Source organism: Streptomyces sp. SAS_272 (assembly GCF_052543235.1).
The window spans coordinates 264,419-279,461 of record NZ_JBMNDR010000001.1 but is presented as its reverse complement, the minus strand read 5'-3'; the positions used below and the strand labels follow the sequence as shown (position 1 = coordinate 279,461).

At 70.8% G+C, this 15,043-nt stretch carries 25 protein-coding genes; all 25 read right to left on the bottom strand.

Going from position 1 to position 15,043, the window contains the following annotated elements:
* Positions 1-38: 38 nt before the first annotated feature.
* On the bottom strand, positions 39-494 hold the full coding sequence (locus ACN6LD_RS01250) for a hypothetical protein (RefSeq protein WP_445042238.1): 456 nt from the start codon (positions 492-494) through the stop codon (positions 39-41).
* Between the two features lie 127 nt (positions 495-621).
* On the bottom strand, positions 622-1,584 hold the full coding sequence (locus ACN6LD_RS01245) for a hypothetical protein (RefSeq protein WP_445042237.1): 963 nt from the start codon (positions 1,582-1,584) through the stop codon (positions 622-624).
* A gap of 67 nt (positions 1,585-1,651) precedes the next feature.
* Positions 1,652-2,977, bottom strand: coding sequence for a hypothetical protein (locus ACN6LD_RS01240; protein ID WP_445042236.1), 1,326 nt, complete (start codon positions 2,975-2,977; stop codon positions 1,652-1,654).
* Complete coding sequence (locus tag ACN6LD_RS01235) at positions 2,974-3,234, bottom strand: hypothetical protein (protein WP_445042235.1); 261 nt, start codon at positions 3,232-3,234, stop codon at positions 2,974-2,976. Before ACN6LD_RS01235 ends, ACN6LD_RS01240 begins: the two co-directional genes overlap by 4 nt.
* The gene (locus ACN6LD_RS01230) at positions 3,227-3,838 is read right to left on the bottom strand and encodes a hypothetical protein (RefSeq protein WP_445042234.1); all 612 of its coding nucleotides are present in this window, start codon (positions 3,836-3,838) and stop codon (positions 3,227-3,229) included. The genes ACN6LD_RS01235 and ACN6LD_RS01230 overlap by 8 nt, the downstream gene beginning before the upstream one ends.
* 66 nt (positions 3,839-3,904) lie before the next feature.
* Positions 3,905-4,441 carry a 3'-5' exoribonuclease domain-containing protein gene (locus tag ACN6LD_RS01225; RefSeq protein ID WP_445042233.1) on the bottom strand — a complete coding sequence of 179 codons (537 nt, stop codon included), beginning with the start codon at positions 4,439-4,441 and terminating at the stop codon, positions 3,905-3,907.
* Positions 4,438-4,623, bottom strand: coding sequence for a hypothetical protein (locus ACN6LD_RS01220; RefSeq protein WP_445042232.1), 186 nt, complete (start codon positions 4,621-4,623; stop codon positions 4,438-4,440). Before ACN6LD_RS01220 ends, ACN6LD_RS01225 begins: the two co-directional genes overlap by 4 nt.
* Positions 4,623-4,910 (bottom strand): hypothetical protein, encoded by a 288-nt coding sequence (locus tag ACN6LD_RS01215; protein WP_445042231.1) that lies wholly within the window; start codon positions 4,908-4,910, stop codon positions 4,623-4,625. The genes ACN6LD_RS01220 and ACN6LD_RS01215 overlap by 1 nt, the downstream gene beginning before the upstream one ends.
* 9 nt (positions 4,911-4,919) lie before the next feature.
* On the bottom strand, positions 4,920-5,426 hold the full coding sequence (gene ssb, locus ACN6LD_RS01210) for a single-stranded DNA-binding protein (RefSeq protein ID WP_445042230.1): 507 nt from the start codon (positions 5,424-5,426) through the stop codon (positions 4,920-4,922).
* A gap of 2 nt (positions 5,427-5,428) precedes the next feature.
* The gene (locus tag ACN6LD_RS01205; RefSeq protein WP_445042229.1) at positions 5,429-5,572 is read right to left on the bottom strand and encodes a hypothetical protein; all 144 of its coding nucleotides are present in this window, start codon (positions 5,570-5,572) and stop codon (positions 5,429-5,431) included.
* Positions 5,569-5,844, bottom strand: coding sequence for a hypothetical protein (locus ACN6LD_RS01200; protein ID WP_445042228.1), 276 nt, complete (start codon positions 5,842-5,844; stop codon positions 5,569-5,571). The genes ACN6LD_RS01205 and ACN6LD_RS01200 overlap by 4 nt, the downstream gene beginning before the upstream one ends.
* Positions 5,841-6,068, bottom strand: coding sequence for a DUF6011 domain-containing protein (locus tag ACN6LD_RS01195; protein ID WP_445042227.1), 228 nt, complete (start codon positions 6,066-6,068; stop codon positions 5,841-5,843). The genes ACN6LD_RS01200 and ACN6LD_RS01195 overlap by 4 nt, the downstream gene beginning before the upstream one ends.
* Positions 6,065-6,358 (bottom strand): hypothetical protein, encoded by a 294-nt coding sequence (locus ACN6LD_RS01190; protein WP_445042226.1) that lies wholly within the window; start codon positions 6,356-6,358, stop codon positions 6,065-6,067. The genes ACN6LD_RS01195 and ACN6LD_RS01190 overlap by 4 nt, the downstream gene beginning before the upstream one ends.
* Positions 6,355-6,642, bottom strand: a complete 288-nt coding sequence (locus ACN6LD_RS01185) for a zinc finger domain-containing protein (protein WP_445042225.1) — start codon at positions 6,640-6,642, stop codon at positions 6,355-6,357. The genes ACN6LD_RS01190 and ACN6LD_RS01185 overlap by 4 nt, the downstream gene beginning before the upstream one ends.
* Positions 6,639-7,331 carry a hypothetical protein gene (locus tag ACN6LD_RS01180; RefSeq protein WP_445042224.1) on the bottom strand — a complete coding sequence of 231 codons (693 nt, stop codon included), beginning with the start codon at positions 7,329-7,331 and terminating at the stop codon, positions 6,639-6,641. The genes ACN6LD_RS01185 and ACN6LD_RS01180 overlap by 4 nt, the downstream gene beginning before the upstream one ends.
* Positions 7,328-7,759 (bottom strand): hypothetical protein, encoded by a 432-nt coding sequence (locus tag ACN6LD_RS01175; protein WP_445042223.1) that lies wholly within the window; start codon positions 7,757-7,759, stop codon positions 7,328-7,330. Before ACN6LD_RS01175 ends, ACN6LD_RS01180 begins: the two co-directional genes overlap by 4 nt.
* 629 nt (positions 7,760-8,388) lie before the next feature.
* Entirely contained in the window at positions 8,389-8,835 is a 447-nt protein-coding gene (locus tag ACN6LD_RS01170) for a WhiB family transcriptional regulator (RefSeq protein ID WP_445042222.1), read from the bottom strand.
* An 85-nt stretch (positions 8,836-8,920) separates the two neighbouring features.
* Positions 8,921-9,430 carry a hypothetical protein gene (locus ACN6LD_RS01165; RefSeq protein ID WP_445042221.1) on the bottom strand — a complete coding sequence of 170 codons (510 nt, stop codon included), beginning with the start codon at positions 9,428-9,430 and terminating at the stop codon, positions 8,921-8,923.
* Positions 9,427-9,738, bottom strand: coding sequence for a hypothetical protein (locus ACN6LD_RS01160; RefSeq protein ID WP_445042220.1), 312 nt, complete (start codon positions 9,736-9,738; stop codon positions 9,427-9,429). The genes ACN6LD_RS01165 and ACN6LD_RS01160 overlap by 4 nt, the downstream gene beginning before the upstream one ends.
* A complete protein-coding gene (locus tag ACN6LD_RS01155; RefSeq protein ID WP_445042219.1) occupies positions 9,735-11,201 on the bottom strand; it encodes a UvrD-helicase domain-containing protein in 1,467 nt (488 codons plus the stop codon). The genes ACN6LD_RS01160 and ACN6LD_RS01155 overlap by 4 nt, the downstream gene beginning before the upstream one ends.
* 78 nt (positions 11,202-11,279) lie before the next feature.
* The gene (locus tag ACN6LD_RS01150; protein WP_445042218.1) at positions 11,280-12,533 is read right to left on the bottom strand and encodes an AAA family ATPase; all 1,254 of its coding nucleotides are present in this window, start codon (positions 12,531-12,533) and stop codon (positions 11,280-11,282) included.
* Entirely contained in the window at positions 12,530-12,829 is a 300-nt protein-coding gene (locus tag ACN6LD_RS01145) for a hypothetical protein (protein ID WP_445042217.1), read from the bottom strand. The genes ACN6LD_RS01150 and ACN6LD_RS01145 overlap by 4 nt, the downstream gene beginning before the upstream one ends.
* Positions 12,826-13,596, bottom strand: coding sequence for a hypothetical protein (locus ACN6LD_RS01140; RefSeq protein WP_445042216.1), 771 nt, complete (start codon positions 13,594-13,596; stop codon positions 12,826-12,828). Before ACN6LD_RS01140 ends, ACN6LD_RS01145 begins: the two co-directional genes overlap by 4 nt.
* The gene (locus ACN6LD_RS01135; protein ID WP_445042215.1) at positions 13,593-14,360 is read right to left on the bottom strand and encodes a BN159_2729 family protein; all 768 of its coding nucleotides are present in this window, start codon (positions 14,358-14,360) and stop codon (positions 13,593-13,595) included. Before ACN6LD_RS01135 ends, ACN6LD_RS01140 begins: the two co-directional genes overlap by 4 nt.
* Positions 14,357-15,007 (bottom strand): RNA polymerase sigma factor, encoded by a 651-nt coding sequence (locus tag ACN6LD_RS01130; protein WP_445042214.1) that lies wholly within the window; start codon positions 15,005-15,007, stop codon positions 14,357-14,359. Before ACN6LD_RS01130 ends, ACN6LD_RS01135 begins: the two co-directional genes overlap by 4 nt.
* Positions 15,008-15,043 lie beyond the last annotated feature (36 nt).

Genomic DNA, 15,043 nt, shown 5'->3' with positions numbered 1-15,043 from the left:
GCCGAGGATGACGGCGCGGGCGGTGCGGCGGTGCGGGGTCACTGCGTCTCGCGTCCGGTGGCAGCGATGAGGGCGGCGACGCCGATCCAGCCCTTGTGCCAGGCCTGGTCCATCAGGTAGCCGGCGTTCGGGTCTCGGGCGAGCCAGCCCGCGTGGCCGGTGACGGTGGCGAGCCGGACGACGCCGCGGGGCTGTTCGTCGCGCCAGTGGCCGCCTTGCCGGTCGGCGGCGTAGTGGGTGGCGGCGGAGATGGCGAGGCCGAGGGCGGCCCGGCGCCAGGACAGGCGCATGCCGGTGGCCTGCTGGACGGCGGCGAGGGCGAGGGCCTGGGTCGCGGTGTACGTGGCGACGTGCGCAGCGCAGGCGCGGACTCCGCTGGCGTCGCGGTTGCCCTTCACCGTGGCCTGGGCGTCGCTCTGGATCCAGTGGTCGGCGACTTCGTGGGCGGCGGTGAGGACTGCGTAGGTGGCGGCGAAGCGGGCGGCGGCGGTCAACGGGGGCTCCTGTGTGGGCGGAGGATGCGGAGGGTGGCTCGGCCGATGGCCCGGCCGTCTGCGCCGTGGTGGCAGCAGAGGATGGCGGTGATCACGGCGACGAGGACGATGTACGCGACGACGCCCGTCATGACGCCCCGTCGACGGGCCGGGGCTGGCGGCGCTGCTCGGCCCGAAGCCGGTCCAGGAGCTCGCACCCGGCGCAGTTGAGGTTGGCGGCGAGGTTGTCGTGCCGGCCGACGGAGCCGTGCAGGGCGGACAGGTAGTTCGCGGCATCCCGGATCAGGTCCATGGGCGGGCGAAGGTCCGCGAGTTGGTCGAGGTGGGCTTGTGCTTCCTGCTCGTCGCGCTCGGCCGCGGCCGGGTCGTGGCGGCGGGCCTCGGCCGCGAGCCACTGCGGCCAGTCGGCGAGGTCGCCGGTGAAGTGCCGGCCGACGGCCTCGGCGTGAACGCGGGCGCCGTCCTGCTTCCACCAGCCCTTGACGTAGGCGTGGACGCGGCCGAGCTGCGCGTCGGGCACGGCGGGATAGGTGAAGGTGACCTCGGTGGGGGTGATGGTGCGGGTTGCGTTGTACTCGTCCGGCACGTCGGGAGCGCCACGGACGATGTATCGGACGGAGCGGGCAAGGGGGGTGCGGTCGAGGCTGGTCGATTCGGCTGGCGTGGGCTGGCCGACCGGGGGCTGCTCCTTCACCAGGAGCTTGCGGAGGAGGTAGGCGACGGAGCGGGCGCCCCGGGCCGTCGCGATGCTGGCCAGTTCTTCGAGGCGGTTGCCTTCTTCGCGGGCGACGTCGATCGCTTCGCGGAGGGTGGCTGAGCGGATCCCGGCGCGCTCCTGGGCCTTGTGCTCGCGGAGCTTCGCCTCCAGCGGGGCGAGGGCGGCGCGGGCCCGGGCAGTCGCTTCGCCCTCGTCGGGGAGGCTGTCGGCGACGTAGCCGAGCAGGCCGTCGAGGGCGGCGGGACGGTCGTTCATAGACATGTACTGCTCCTGGGCGCGGGCGGCGAGGTAGGCACGGAAGTCGGCGACGGCCTCGGTGTCGCCGGGGGTGAGCTGGTGGCGGGGGTTGTTGCCGCAGGGCGGGCCGGCCATCGCTGCTCCTGGGGTGGGATGGTGGGGTGCCGGCCGCCCGCGACTTCCGCGCGGGCGGCCGGTCCGGTCAGACGTGTCGGAAGGTGAGCTCGGCGAGCGCGGTGCGCGCGTCGGCAACGGTCTTGCGGCTGTTGGCGAGGTCGGAGATGAGGCCGACGGCGTGGTACTCGTCGCCGTCGGTCGCGTCGGTGAGGCGTCCGGCGATCTCGGAGATCAGCTCGAAGACGTCGCCGTCGGCGTCGCCACCCTCCTCGAGCTCGTCGTCGTCCTGGTCGTCGTCGGGGCACTGGTCGCAGGCGTCGCTGAAGGTGCAGGTACACGGCTGCTCGCCCGTCATGACGGGCTTCGGAGGGGCTTCGCCCGGGTCGCTGTCGAGCGGCTCCAGCAGGGCGTACGCGGCCTCCCGGTCGCCGAGGAGGTACTCGACGGCGTAGTCGCCCAACAGGTCCCGGCGAAGCCAGCCGCGCTGCTCGGCGATGAAGCCCGGGTCGTCCCACGCACCGTCGTCGATGTGCGAAGAGGTGCCGGTCTGGTCCGCACGGTCCAGACGGGAGGGCGGGAAGCCGTACTCCAGGGCGGCCTCCCGGGACCACACTCCGGCCGGCATCTCGCAGATGTTGGACCAGCCCACGTATTGGTCCCGGTCGGGGGCGGTCTTGATGATCAGGCAGCGGAGCCGTGGATCGTGACTCGCCTTCTGCTCCGCGAGGGCGGCCTTCGTCTGCGCCAGCTCCCGGCGGACGTCTTCCAGCTCGACGGCGGTCTGGGTGTACAGGCCGATGGCGTGCTGCGCGCGGCCTTCCAAGGACAGGGGGAACTTCTCCCGGACCATCACGGCGTCGTGGACGTCGCGGGCCCAGCGGGCGTCGCCGAGCGCGGTGTGCGCGGACTCGGCGGTGGGCGGCTCGACTCCGATCGCCCGGGACATGACGTACGACGACCAGGGCAGGGGGCCGGCCGCCTGCGCGCCGATCTTCGCGGCGGCGAGCTGGACGATGTCGTACGGCCGGTAGTGCCACTGCGCGCCGCCAGGACCGACCAGCTTGCGGAGGAACCGCTCGTCGAAGCCGGGGTTGCTGCCGACGAGCACGGCACCGGAGAGGACGCGGACGATGGCTTCGACGGCGCTCTCGCGGCTCAGGGGGATGACCGGGCCGGGGCCGGTCCATGCTGCTCCCCAGGTGGGGTCGACGAGGTGGCGTTCGTGGAAGCGGCCGATGCGCAGGGCTTCGGGGTCGGCGGTCGTCCGGTCGATGGCGAACTGCCAGACGCACTCGGTGTCGGTGGTCCGCTCGCCGTCTTGTTCGCGGAGGATGACGGCGACCTCCCAGGCCTCGCCGAGCACGGCGGACAGGTGGGTGGTCTCGCAGTCCACGAAGGCGATGTTGGTCACGGGTTGGGGTTTCCTTCCCACTGGGCGAGGGCCTCGGCGGTCTCGGCGCTGGCCTTGGTGAGGTGGGCGTGGTCGCGGAGGAGGTCCTGGAGCGCGTTCCAGCACGTGGCGGCGAGCTGGTACAGGTCGCGCTCGGCGTCGGTGTCGAAGTGGCCGAACGCTGCGTTCAGGCCGGTTGTGAACTTCATCGCGCGGATCTCGGCCAGGCGGGCTTCGGGGAGTGCCCGGGGCGCGGTCTTCGTGGAGGTGTCAGGCACTGCGCTGCTCCGCGGTGACGGCCGTCGACGCCCCGTCAGCGCCCAGGTTGTCGAGCGCCAGGAGCCGGACGTGCCCGCGGATCCGCTCGTACTTCTGGACCGTGCCGTGCCCGTCCCACTGCGCCCTCGGATCGGTCACGTCGACCACGGTCACGTGCTTGAAGAGGTCGGCGTCGCGGGGGTGGATGTGCCAGGACATCTGCCAGCCGCCGGCGACGAGGTAGAGCAACTGCCAGCCGACCTCGTCTGCGTCGGGCGACTGGGTGATCACGGAGGTCGCCGGGTGCAGTGCGGTGATCCAGGCGAGGAGCTTTGCGCGCTCGCTGTACGCTCCGTCGCGCTGAGCGATGCAGCCGAGGAGGGCCTCGACGGCGCTCTCGCGATCCTGCTCGAACGAGTCAGCGTGGCGCTTCCACTGCGCGGCCTCGGCCAGGGCGGCGTTCAGGTCCTGGGTGAGGCGGAGGATGTGCTCGCCGTCGGTCCGCGGGGGCGTAGGGGCGAAGGCCGATGCGGAGGGGGTGCGGCGGCGGAACAGGCGCGCGAACCGGGGGCGAACCGGTTCCGGGTCCTGGTTCCTGCGGCGGTGCTTTGTTGTTGTGGACATGATTACTCCGGTGTGGTGGCCGGAGGTGGGTCCCTGCGTGGGGTCCCTGTCCTCGGTGGGTGTGGGTCAGCGGTTGATGACGCTGTCGATGTGCTCGGCCATGACTCGGTTGTGACGGGCGTCTGCGAGGGCGTTGTGGTGGCCGTCGGCCTGCTTGGGGAGGTCGTCGGGGGTGAGTCCGGCGAGCTTGGCGGCGGTGACGATGTCGTCGGACTGCATGGGGATGCCGGCCGGGAGGTTGATCATGGGGCCCCAGAGTTGGGCGAGGGCGACGTGGTCGTACGCGGAGTAGTACGCCCAGAGCTGGGGGTCGGGGGTGTCGAGGATGAAGTCGGCGACGAGGCGGGCGATCTGTGTTCGGGGGCGGACGTCGGGGTGGTCGTTGTCGAGTTTGTCGATGCCTCGCATGCCGGGCGGGTTCTTGCGGATGGGCAGCGATGACCAGACGTTCTGCAGCAGCCAGGGGTTCTGGCGTACGGCGGTCTGGTTGAACTCGCTGCTGACGGCGTACAGCTCGGCGCCGTCTTCGCGGACCATGCCGATGCTGATGAGGTCGATGGTGGTGCCGTCGTCGATGAATTCGGTGTCGTAGTAGATCTTCATTCGGTGTCCTGTCGTGGTGGTGGGAGGGTGTCGAGGGCGTCGCCGATGTTGTCGGCGATGCGGCGCCAGCGGGTGGCGAGTTCGGGTGCGGTGGTCTCGCGGGCCTGGGCGGCGACCAGGAGGGCTTCGACGATTTCCGAGGCGTCTCGAGTGCCGCCAGGCAGGCGGAGGATGGCGGCCATCAGTCGTCGTCGCATTCGTCGAGGTCGTGGTGGGGTGTGGGGGTCGGCGTCGTGCCGGGTTTGGACTTCGGCTTCTTCCACGTCGACTTGGGCTGGGGCTTGGTCGGGTGCGGCTTGCTGGCCGGCCGCGTGGGTCGGGGCGGCCGGTGCTTGTCGGGGGCCACGGGTGCGGCCTGGGCGACGGGCGAGGGCCGCAGCGGTGCGCCTTCACAGTCGTATCTGGGGCCGTCGCAGCTGGTGAGCAGTGCTGCGGCGAAGATGCTCATGACGATGGAGACGGTTCTCATCTGGGTCTCCTAGAAGGGCGGTTCGTCGCTGTAGCCCTTGGCGGCGTCGACGGCCCAGGGGTCGTCGGCGGGCGGGCTGGCGGGGCGGGAGCGCTGGGTCTGGCCCTGCTGGGGGCGTCCGGTGGCACGTTGGCTGCTCTGGCCGTTCTGCTGGCCGGCGGCGTCCTTGGACACGGCGGCGATGGCGTACGCCAGGTTGGGCGCGATGGAGCGGATGAGGAGTGCCGGCCGCTCGTGCTTCTGGCCGTCTTTCTCCCAGCGTTCGGTGCGGAGGTCGCCGGTGACGAGGACCTCCATGCCCTTGGCGAGGGTCTCGGCGACGTTCTCCGCCAGGCGCTCCCATGCGGTGCCGCGGACGAAGAAGGTGTCTCCGTCCTCCCATTCGTTCGTCTGCTTGTTCAGGCGGCGGGAGTTGAAGGCGAGCGTCACGGATGCGACGGCCCTCTGGGACTGGGTGAAGCGGAGTTCGGGGTCGCTGGTGAGTCGGCCGACGCCGGTCAGGGTGGGCAGAGACAAGGTCAGTTCTCCTTGCAGTGGCCGCTGAGGCAGCGGGATTCGTTGCTGGCGATGATGTGGACGTGGTGGCCGAGCGCGACGAGGCGCTGAGCGGCTTCGAGGGCAGTCCGCGGGGCGGTGTGGTGGCCGTCGTAGTGCACGGTCACTTCTCGGTGGTGGGCTTGACGCCGGCGGCGTCGTACCAGGCCTGGTATTCGGGGCTGCTCATGCCGGGCTCGGCTCCGTCGACGGGGGCCTGCATGGCGGTGGCGGCGGCCAGGGCGAGCGTGGCGTGGACGCTGGCTCGGGCGGTGAGGGCGTCGCGCTCCTCGGGCCGCCTGGGGAGACCCTGGCGGGTCACGGGATTGCCGGTGACGCTGGTGAAACTGGCCTCGGAGAGGAGGCGTTCGGCCTCGCGGTAGTGCTCAGGTCCGGTCACGGAAGGAGGTCCTTCGGCAGTTCGGGCTGGATGGGGATGGCCGTCTGGTCGGGGTGGACGGTGGGCGTCGTGACGGGCTTGACGGGTGTCGTCAGGGCCCGGTGACGGGGTGTCGGCTTCGGGATGAGGCCGCGTTTCTGGCCGCAGATCGGGCCGTAGCCGCGAGCCCGGGACTCCGGCGTGAGCAGGAGCTGGGGGCAGAAGCTGCAGCGGACGACTTTCATCGGCGTCTCTTTCGGCGGTGGGCGTCGAGGCTGGTCACGCCCATGGGGAGGGCGAGTTGCTGGACGCGGTCGGGGCAGGTGGCGATGTGCGGCATGTGGAGTCGCTCCCAGCCGGTGAGGGGGAGGTCCGCGCTGGGGCGTCGGGAGCGCCAGGTGCCGGTTCCGTCGCGCCAGACGGCGGCGTTGCCGGCGGGGTCGGGGTCGGGGTCGACCGCCAGGCGCTTCCCGGCCTCGGTGATGGTCCAGAGGAGGAGGCGGCGGCAGTCTCGGCATGGGAGGAGTGGCTTCATGGCGTGGTGGTGGTCGGGGTGTTGGCCGCGGTGATGCGGGCTTGGTGGGCGTTGGGGGTGAGGGTGCAGGGCTGTCCGGCGGGGGCTTGGCAGATGCGCTCAGGGCACTGGGTTGACATGACCCTGACCCAGTCGCCGTGTCGTGCGGCGTGCACGTCTCGGCGCCGGTCCTGTGTGCCTCGCTGGTTCGTGCAGAGCTCGCCGATGCGTGCGCGGCACCAGGTGCACTGCACGGCCATGGCGGCGAACCGGTAGGGCCTGCGCTCTTGCGGGAGGGCGGTCATGACGCCTCGGCCTCCTGGTCGTGGTCGTCGCGGGTGAGGGCGGCGGCGGAGGCTGCCTTGATGCGGGCCTCGGCGGCGTCGAGGTCGGACAGCGGCAGGCCGGCGGCCGCGCGCTGGGTGTCTTCCAGGCGGATGGGGTGGACGTCTCGGCGTCGGCGGCCGCCGGTGGTGCAGCTGCTGCCGGGGGCGGCTCCGCATCGGCGGCAGCCGCGGGCGCGCGGGTCGCTGGAGCCTCCGCGTCCGGGCGGCATCTTGCCGATGGCGGCGCGCGCCGCGGCTGCGCGACCCTCGTACGGGCCATGATCAGTGCCTGGGGGCAGCGCGGGCCGTTCTCCGGCCCCGAGGGACGCCCGGATGCTGCGGGGGCCCGTGAGGCCGTCTCCAGCGGCTCGGATGATCTCACGGAGGGCGGCGGCGGATGCGGCGCCAGTCTCGAGGGGGTCACCGTCGTAGACGATGTTCGCCACCTCGATGCGTTCGGCACGTCGGGCTTTGATCTCGGTGACGATCTCGGCCGGGGACACGAAGGGCTGGCGGCGGGCGACGGCGATGACGGCGGCGCGGGCCTCGTCGACGGCGTACGGGGCGAGGATCTCGCCCCAGACGTCGGGGGTGTACTCGCCGAACTTCTGGACGGGGCAGGCCGCGGCGACGTACTCGGCGATCTGGACGGCTTCTTCTTCGGTCACTGGGTCTGTCCTTCCTGGCGTGCTGCGGCGCGGGCGGCGGCGCGGGCCCGGGCGCGGTCGAAGACGGTTTCGCCGGCGGACTGAGCGTTGGCGGGGGCGCCCGGGCCGGTGGTGTTCATGACCTCGTGGACGACGCTGGCGAGGGTGGCGGGGTGGAGGTTCTTCTGCATCCAGCGGGCGATGCCGCGGCGGATCCAGTCCGGGTGGATGCGGTCTTCCTCGAGGAGGACGCGGATCTCTCGGGAGAGCTGGCCGATGACGCGGGAGGGCGGGCGGTCGGCGCAGCGGTCCAGCCACTCGCCGACGATCGTCTGGGCGGTGACGGGTGCGTCGGTGCTGTCGGCCTCGGCGTCGTCGACGGGCTCGCCCTCGAGGACCTCGTCTGGTGCGTCGTCTTGAGGGCCAGTCGACGGCGAGGGGTCCCCCACAGAGTGAGGTCCTGTAGAGAGAGGAGAGAGAGTAGGCGTCCGGGATTCCCGGACACTGACGTCCGGTGTTTCCGGACACTGAGACTCGTCAGTGTCCGGGTTTTCCGGACACTGGGGTTCAGCGTCAGTGTCCGGAGTTTCCGGATGCTGAGCCGGTTCAGTGTCCGGGGATTCCGGACACTCAAGTTCGGGTCCAGGGTCCGGTGTTTCCGGACGCTGAAGTTCGTCAGTGTCCGGGGAATCCGGACTCTGAGCGACGTCGTCAGCGTCTGCGAGTTCCGGACACTGAAGGGGCAGGATCCGGTACTTGGCCGTGCCGTTCTTCTGGCCGGCCGAGACCTTCTCGAGGACGCCCTTCTTCACGAGGGCCTTGATCACTTCGTAGATCTGAGGGCGCGACACCTGCGCACGGCGGAGGATCTTCGAGGACTCGACCGAGGACCAGGTGATCCTCGTGCTGTCCCGGGCGTCGTCCGCCAGCACCGAGAGAGCGAGCTTCTCCCGGTGCGTCAGCGTCGTCGGTGCGTAGTCGAGCACCTCGACGTAGAGGCGGCTGCCCACGTGTATGTCTCCCTAGGGGTGGTGGCCGGTGGCCCAGCGGCCGGTCTCATCCGCTGGGCCACCGGCGGTCAGCGGGTTGCGGGAACCCGGGTGGAGCCGGTGCGCCGGTATTCGCGGTGCGCCAGGGCGTGCGCGTCCTTGCAGGCCTGGTCGACCGGCTCCTTCTTGCGGACGTGCCGCTGATATCCGCCCTCCGTGCCGCACGGCGACAGAGGCCGACCCGCGCCCTTGGGCTTCGCCGGCTTCTTCTTCACGGCGCCCTGCTCACGACGCCGGGCCCGGTCGAGCGCCGCCCGCTGCCTGCCCGTCAGGCCGGCCACGATGCCAGCGCGGCAGGTCTCCGCCGTCTCCGCCTCCCGGGAGAGGATCGCCTCCAGGCACTCCTCCCGGACTGGGCACGACTGCGTGCAGAGCCTCTTGGCCTCAGCCGTCAGCGGCTTGGAGATGGAGAACCACATCTCCGGGTCGTAGCCACGGCAGATGGCCCTGAGTTCCCATTCGCGGTTGGTCTCCATCACCACTCCTTCGCGCCGGAAAGCCGGGCATGATCAAACGAATCGCGGCCGTCGGCGGGTACGTGACGGGTGCCGTCGACGCCCGTCACGCGGCGGCCTCGGTGCAGATCGGGGCACCGATGTACGTGCCGTGCTCCTTGTAGTGGCGCTCGGCGGCCTTGTTGCCCTCCGCGCAGTCCGTGCACGGAACTTCGAGCCGTGCACGGTGCCAGCGGTAGCCGCGCCGGGTGCCTCGGCGAGTCCCGCACTGAGGCCGGGCCTGCGGACGGGCCAGCTGCGCGCTCGCCGGAGCGATCTCGCCGGGAAACCAGGACCGCAGAGTGTCCGTGCTCGCCCCCACCCGCTGCGAGATGACCGAGTACGGCACCTTGCGGTCGAGCAGGAAGCGAGCGGTGAACCGGGCCTCGTCGGGCGTGAGCTTCCAGCCCTTGCGCAGGCCGTTCGCCGCAAGCTCCACCGCGATCAGATCGAGACAGACCAGGCCGTCGGCGGTGGCCATCCACACGGTGGGCACGGCGAGAGTGGTGACCGGGATCCAGTCCCTCCGGCGACCGACCGGCACGCCGAACTCGCTTTCGCGGAGCCGGGGCTTCATCCGCTCACCGCCTTGAACAGGCTCAGCTGCTCAGCGGGGCGGCCAGCGGACCGAACGATCTGGTCAGCAAGCCAGAGGGCCGTCAGGATCGCCCGGACCAGTTCCTTCTGCCTTTCGCGCAGCCAGAACTGATGCTCCCAGCCCCAACCGTAGGTGTGTTTCCCGCAGGCGCAGCACATGCGGTCGGTTCCGCTGCGGTTGGCCTGCGTATCGCGGATCTCGTAGAGGACGTGGTCAGCCCGGTGTCCGCCGCGCCAGCAGTACGTCGTCGCCCGAGCGCGCATACGCCCGGTCCACTCCACGGTCATTCGCTCACCGCTGTCACGTCGCGTACCCAGGCGAGGGCGGTGTCGTCGAGCTGCTCGCGCGCCCGGGTCACCGCGACGTACGCGAGCCGGGCTTCCTCGCGCGAGAGGACAACCAGGCCAGTCTTCTGGTCGGGCTTCGGCGCCCGGAAGTCCGCGTGGATGCGGACGGCCGGCCACTCACGGCCCTTCGACCGGTGCGCGGTCGACACGACCAACTCGGCCTGCTGCTCCGAGCACAGCCCGTCGGCGGCCGCGACGATCCGATCCGGCCCGTGCTCATCGATGAGCTTCACCAGAACCTCGAGGGAGCCGTCCTCCTCGGTGGCGTACTGGCGGACGTCGTCCCAGGACGCGAAGCCCATCAGCTCGGGATGATCGGTGGGCTGTCCGCCCTGGAGGGCCTCGGCGGCCCAGGCGAGCCGCTTGATGTCGCCGCCACCTCCGACCAGGGCGACCTTCCGCCCCGCAGCCAAGGCCTCCATCACAATCCCCATCGCGCCGGCGTTGGTACGGCACAGGATCGCGTCCGGGGCGTCGAGTGGGCCGACGGTGGACTCGGCGGCCTCCCAGCCGGTGAGGCGGAGCGGGGCACCGATCAGGCGGAGCCAGACGTTGGCGCGGGCCGCGACGGCCGGGCCGAACCGGAAGGACTGCGACAGCGTGAGCTCGGGACAGCCCAGCTCGTTCACGAACTTCTGCAGGGCGTCGTTGGCGCCGCGCCAGCTGTAGATCTGCTGGGCGGAGTCGCCGACGGCGATGCGCTGGGCGTGCTCCTGGTCCAAGAGCACGGCGGAGAGAACGTCGTTGGTGTCCTGGGCTTCGTCGAGCAGGACCACGTCCGTCGGGATGGTCGGCCGGCTGAGGGCCCACATTTTCAGGTAGTGGTCGTGGTTGAGGTTGAGGACGCTCTCGTCCTCTTTCAGGTCCTCCCACGCTGCGCGGGCGACCGGGAGGACCAGCTTCAGGACCTCGCCGCGGTTCTTCTTCAGTCCGTCGAAGTGCGGCAGATGCTTCTGGGTGATCTCCGGGTCGGCGCTGTGGCAGAACCGCTCTACGGTGTCCAGCGCCATCCTCATGATGATCTTGGACGTCATGGCTTTCATGCCGCCGAGGTCCGTGAGGATCGAGGGGGTCGCGCCCACGATGCCGAGGATCTTGCGGATGTCGAGTGCCTGGGCGGCCTGGTGCGCGGTCTGGCGCGGCCGGTTGAGCCGCTGGCCGTACCGCTGGTCGAAGGCGAGGCCGTGGCCCGTCTTCGCCATCACGTTGGACGGGAAGCTGCGGCGGGCGTCGGCGGCGATCGCGCTGTTGTACGCGACGTACGTCATGCGGCGCCGCCGGTCCGACTTCGCGATCATCTTGAGCGTGCTCGACTTGCCGCAGCCTGCGCCGGCCTGGAGGACCAGGTCCAGCCCGTCGCCGTACGCGTTGACCGCGTCGGCCTGTTCTGGGGTGGGGTTCACCACTGGGGTGCACCTCCTCTCTGGAAGGTGCGGGCCCGCCCCGCATGGGGTCGGGGCGGGCCCGCGGTCAGTGGTGGATCAGCCGACGGGCTGGCGGGCCGCGTCGTCCAGGCCCTGGACCATGGCGGCGAACTCGTCCGCGGCGTTGTCCCGCTCGCTGTAGTTGGTGAGCGTGTCGAGGAGGTCCTTCGCCTCGCCCATGAGCAGCTCGTTCGCGGAGCCCACGGGGCGGCCGATGATCAGCGAGGTCGCATGGAGGCGGTCGTCTCGGCCTTTGACGTCGAGCTTGTTGAACAGGGCGTGCATCATCCGCATCTGCGGGGCGCTGACGGGCGTCGGGCCCTGCTCCTGCCCGGCGTTGCTCGGGGTGGCCGCCGGGGCGCTCTGGTTTTGTCCGGCGGGCGGTGCCGACGGGGTTGACGGGGCGTTCGTGACGCCCGTCGTGACGGGCTTGACGGCCTGCCCGTACTCCTTGATGACGTTCCCGAGTTTCGCGGGCTCGCCGGTCTTCGGGTGCAGGAGGTCGGCACCGAGGAGACGCCGGCTGTTGGCCTGCCCGTGGAGGTCCAGGGCCCGGTCATACGTCAGGCCGTCGGCGACCAGTTCGTCCACGATGACCTGGACGGGGTCCACGCCCTGGCCGAGCTGCTCCAGGATCACCTCGGCGAAGTCCTCGCCGGGGTGGTGAACGCAGGCGCCGTCGAGGGCGGTGTACCGGGTCTTGGTGACGGTGCCCGTGCCGTCGACCATGTCGACCACGACGTCGACCTCGTATTCGGCACCCTCGCGCTGCACGGTCTTCACGCCCAGCTTCTTGACCTTCCCGCCGCTCAGCTCGTAGTCGTTCTTCGTCCGCATGGTGACGATGACGTGGCCGGGGAAGCCGAGCAGGGCGTCCAGCATGTCCTGCTCCAGCTTGTTGACCGGGTCCCAGGCGGAGAACTTCCCGCCGCTGATCTTCTTGCCCTCTTCCTCGACTCGCGCGAGGAGCCCGCCCTTGCCCGCCCAGAAGTGCGACCAGGAGTCGATGATCAGGACGGCGAGGCGGGCTTCCTCGGCGGCCTTCACCGCGGCGATGAGGTTCTCCGGGGAGCAGAACGCCATCGGCAGGTGAGCGAATTCGTGCGCCTCGATGTCGGGACGCCCCGGGACCGGCGCGTACTTGAGGGCGGAACCGCGCTCGGTGTCGACGACACCGATGGGGCCGCCGGCCGCAAGGCCCTCGGCCATGCGGAGCGCGGTCTTGGTCTTGCCGGACCCGCCGGGGCCCTGGAGAGCGATGCGGGCCTTGGCCGCCTCACGGGTGGCAGGCGCGAAGGTGAAGGTGCTCATGACGTGCTCCGGTTGTTGCGCTGGTGCGGGAAGTTGGAGAGGTGGGGGGCCTTGGCGAGCGCGCGGAGGGCGTTGACGATGCGCATCGAGATGCCGTAGCGCACGCGCTTCTTACGGAAGCTCGCGTCGGTGTCGTCCCCGGTTCGGCGGAACTTGCCGTCGAGCTGCGTCTCGATGGCGTCCGCGAGCTCTTCGCCGGTCTCCTGACGGAGTGCGGCGAGCAGCTGGGCGGCCTCGCCCGGGCGCAGAGCGCTGCCAGCGGTGAGGGCCTTGAAGACGGTGGTGTACGCGGTCACTGGTCGACCTCCGTGTCGTACCCGGCGACTGTCCACCGCTCCACGGACCGGTCCCACACCACGGACCACGCGCTGTGGTCCGTGAGAGTGCCGTCGAGGTCGATACCGACCGGCATCCCGACCGAGTGCGCAGCGTTCAGGGCGGTGGCGATGTTCACCCAGTACGACCGCTCGGTCTGCGGCACGAACACCTCGGCGGGCTCGTCCTCGCGCAGGGCCTGAGTGGGTGCGAAGGCCTGCGTCAGCCGGTCGGGCTTCGTCGGGCCGAGGTCGACCCACCCCTCATCCCACTCCTGCGTGCGCTGGGCGGCGGATGCCCACGGTCGGCCCGCGCCGGGCTGCTCGAACCCGAGGGCCCGCAGTGCACCGTCCTTCGAGGGGTGCCGGCCAACGCCGACACACTGGAAGGAAGGCCGGTCTTCCGGCGCCCGGAAGGGGAGGTTCTGGGTGTACGTCCGGCCCGGGCGGAAGAACGTCGGCTCGCTTCCGGCAGGGACCGGGAGGGCACCCAGTTCACGGACGGCGGTCTCGACATCGCGAATCGGCTCGCTCTGTGCCCTCGGCGCGTCCTGGACGACTTGCACCGCTTCGATCAGGCGGGACAGCCGGAGGCCCAGACTCACCGCGGCGTTCACCATGGCGCTGTGGTCATGGATGTCGGCGGAGGCAGCTTCCGCGAGTGTCTCGCGGGCGAGCTCCACCGCGTCATCGCAAAGCAGTGGGACGCTTGATGTCTCGATGTACGTACTCAGCGGCTGGGCGGTCATTCAGTCTCACCACCTTCGGCACCCGTCGTGACGGGCGTGGCCTGCGCCGACGGGGCGGTCGTGACGGCCGTCAGCGGGCCGACCTGCCGCACGATGTTGGCCAGCGTGCACCGCTCCGGCCGGCCGTCCATCACCAGCAGCGGCATGCCGTCCGCCGTCCGCTGGCCGTGGAAGTACCAGACGCCGCCCTGGCCGTCGCGCTGCGGCCGGGCCAGGTCGTACACGATCCCGTCCAGCTGGAACGGACGCTTCGCGGACTGCGCGGCCCGCGCCCGGGTCTGAGGCAGGTCGTACGCGATGACCGAGACCCTGACGCCATCGCGGTAGCCGTCCCCGGCCACGGCGTACGGGAGCGGCTGCTCCTTGTCGTGCGTGATGCCGAAGTAGCGCCGCCACCCGCCCCACTGCGCCTGATCCGTCACGTGCAGGGCGACCAGGATGCGGTCCCCGTCCAACTGGAGGTTCTGGAACTCGGGGTGCTGACCGATGTGCCCCTCGATGACGGCCGCTACCTGGCGGGCCCGCTCGCAGGAGGTGTCCCAGGCCAGTGCCTGCTGCTCCAGCTCGGTCTGCTCCTGGTGCTCCGGGTGCTCGCGCGCCCAGCCGCCGCCGGGGGTGCGGTGCAGGAGCGTGCCGAACGACCGCTCCGGGTCGACGAGGAGACGCGCGCTGTCGAGGGCGTGAGCAATGGCGGCCGGGTCGCTGCCGCTGGAGGCCATCGCCGCGCAGATGACCTGCATGGTCTGAGGGAGGTTCTTGTTCATGCGGCCAGCTCCTCGGAGGCGAGATTGCGGCGGACGCCCGCTCGCAGGCCGGCCTTCGCTCGGTCCGTGAGCGTCTTCACCGCGTTGGTCTTGCGGCCGAGCCGGGCGGTGGCCTCCGCCAGCGGCAGTTCGTCCAGGAATCGCATCTGGATGACCTGCTGCTGGGAGGGGGTGAGCGAGCCCATGGCGGCCCGCACGATGGCGGCGGCCTCTGCGGCGTCCAGCCGTCGCAGTACCGCGGACTCCGCGGACTCGCCCGTCGGAGTCAGGGACTCCAGCCAGGACATCTGGTCGTCGGCGCCGGCCAGAGCGGGCGTCGACACTTCCAGGCGAGTGCGCGACGCCTTGCAGTGGTCCGTGTGGAGGTTGCGGGCGATGACGCACAGCCAGGCACCGACGCCGCCGGAGCCAGGGCGGCTGGCGAATGTCCCGATGTTGCGGAGTGCGCGGATGAACGTCTCGCTGGTGAGGTCCTCGGCCAGCGTGTGGTTCTGGGTGCGCCGCTTGAGGTAGCGGTACACGTCCGGCCGGTACTCGTTGTAGAGGGTGGCGAAGGCGTCGCGGTCACCCGCGGCTGCCTGGGCCACCAGGGCGGCCGTTACGGGGCCTCCCGTGGCGCTGATCTTGGCGTTAGCCTGGGAAGACACAGCCAGATCCCTTCTCTCAGGTGGGTTTTGTGTTGT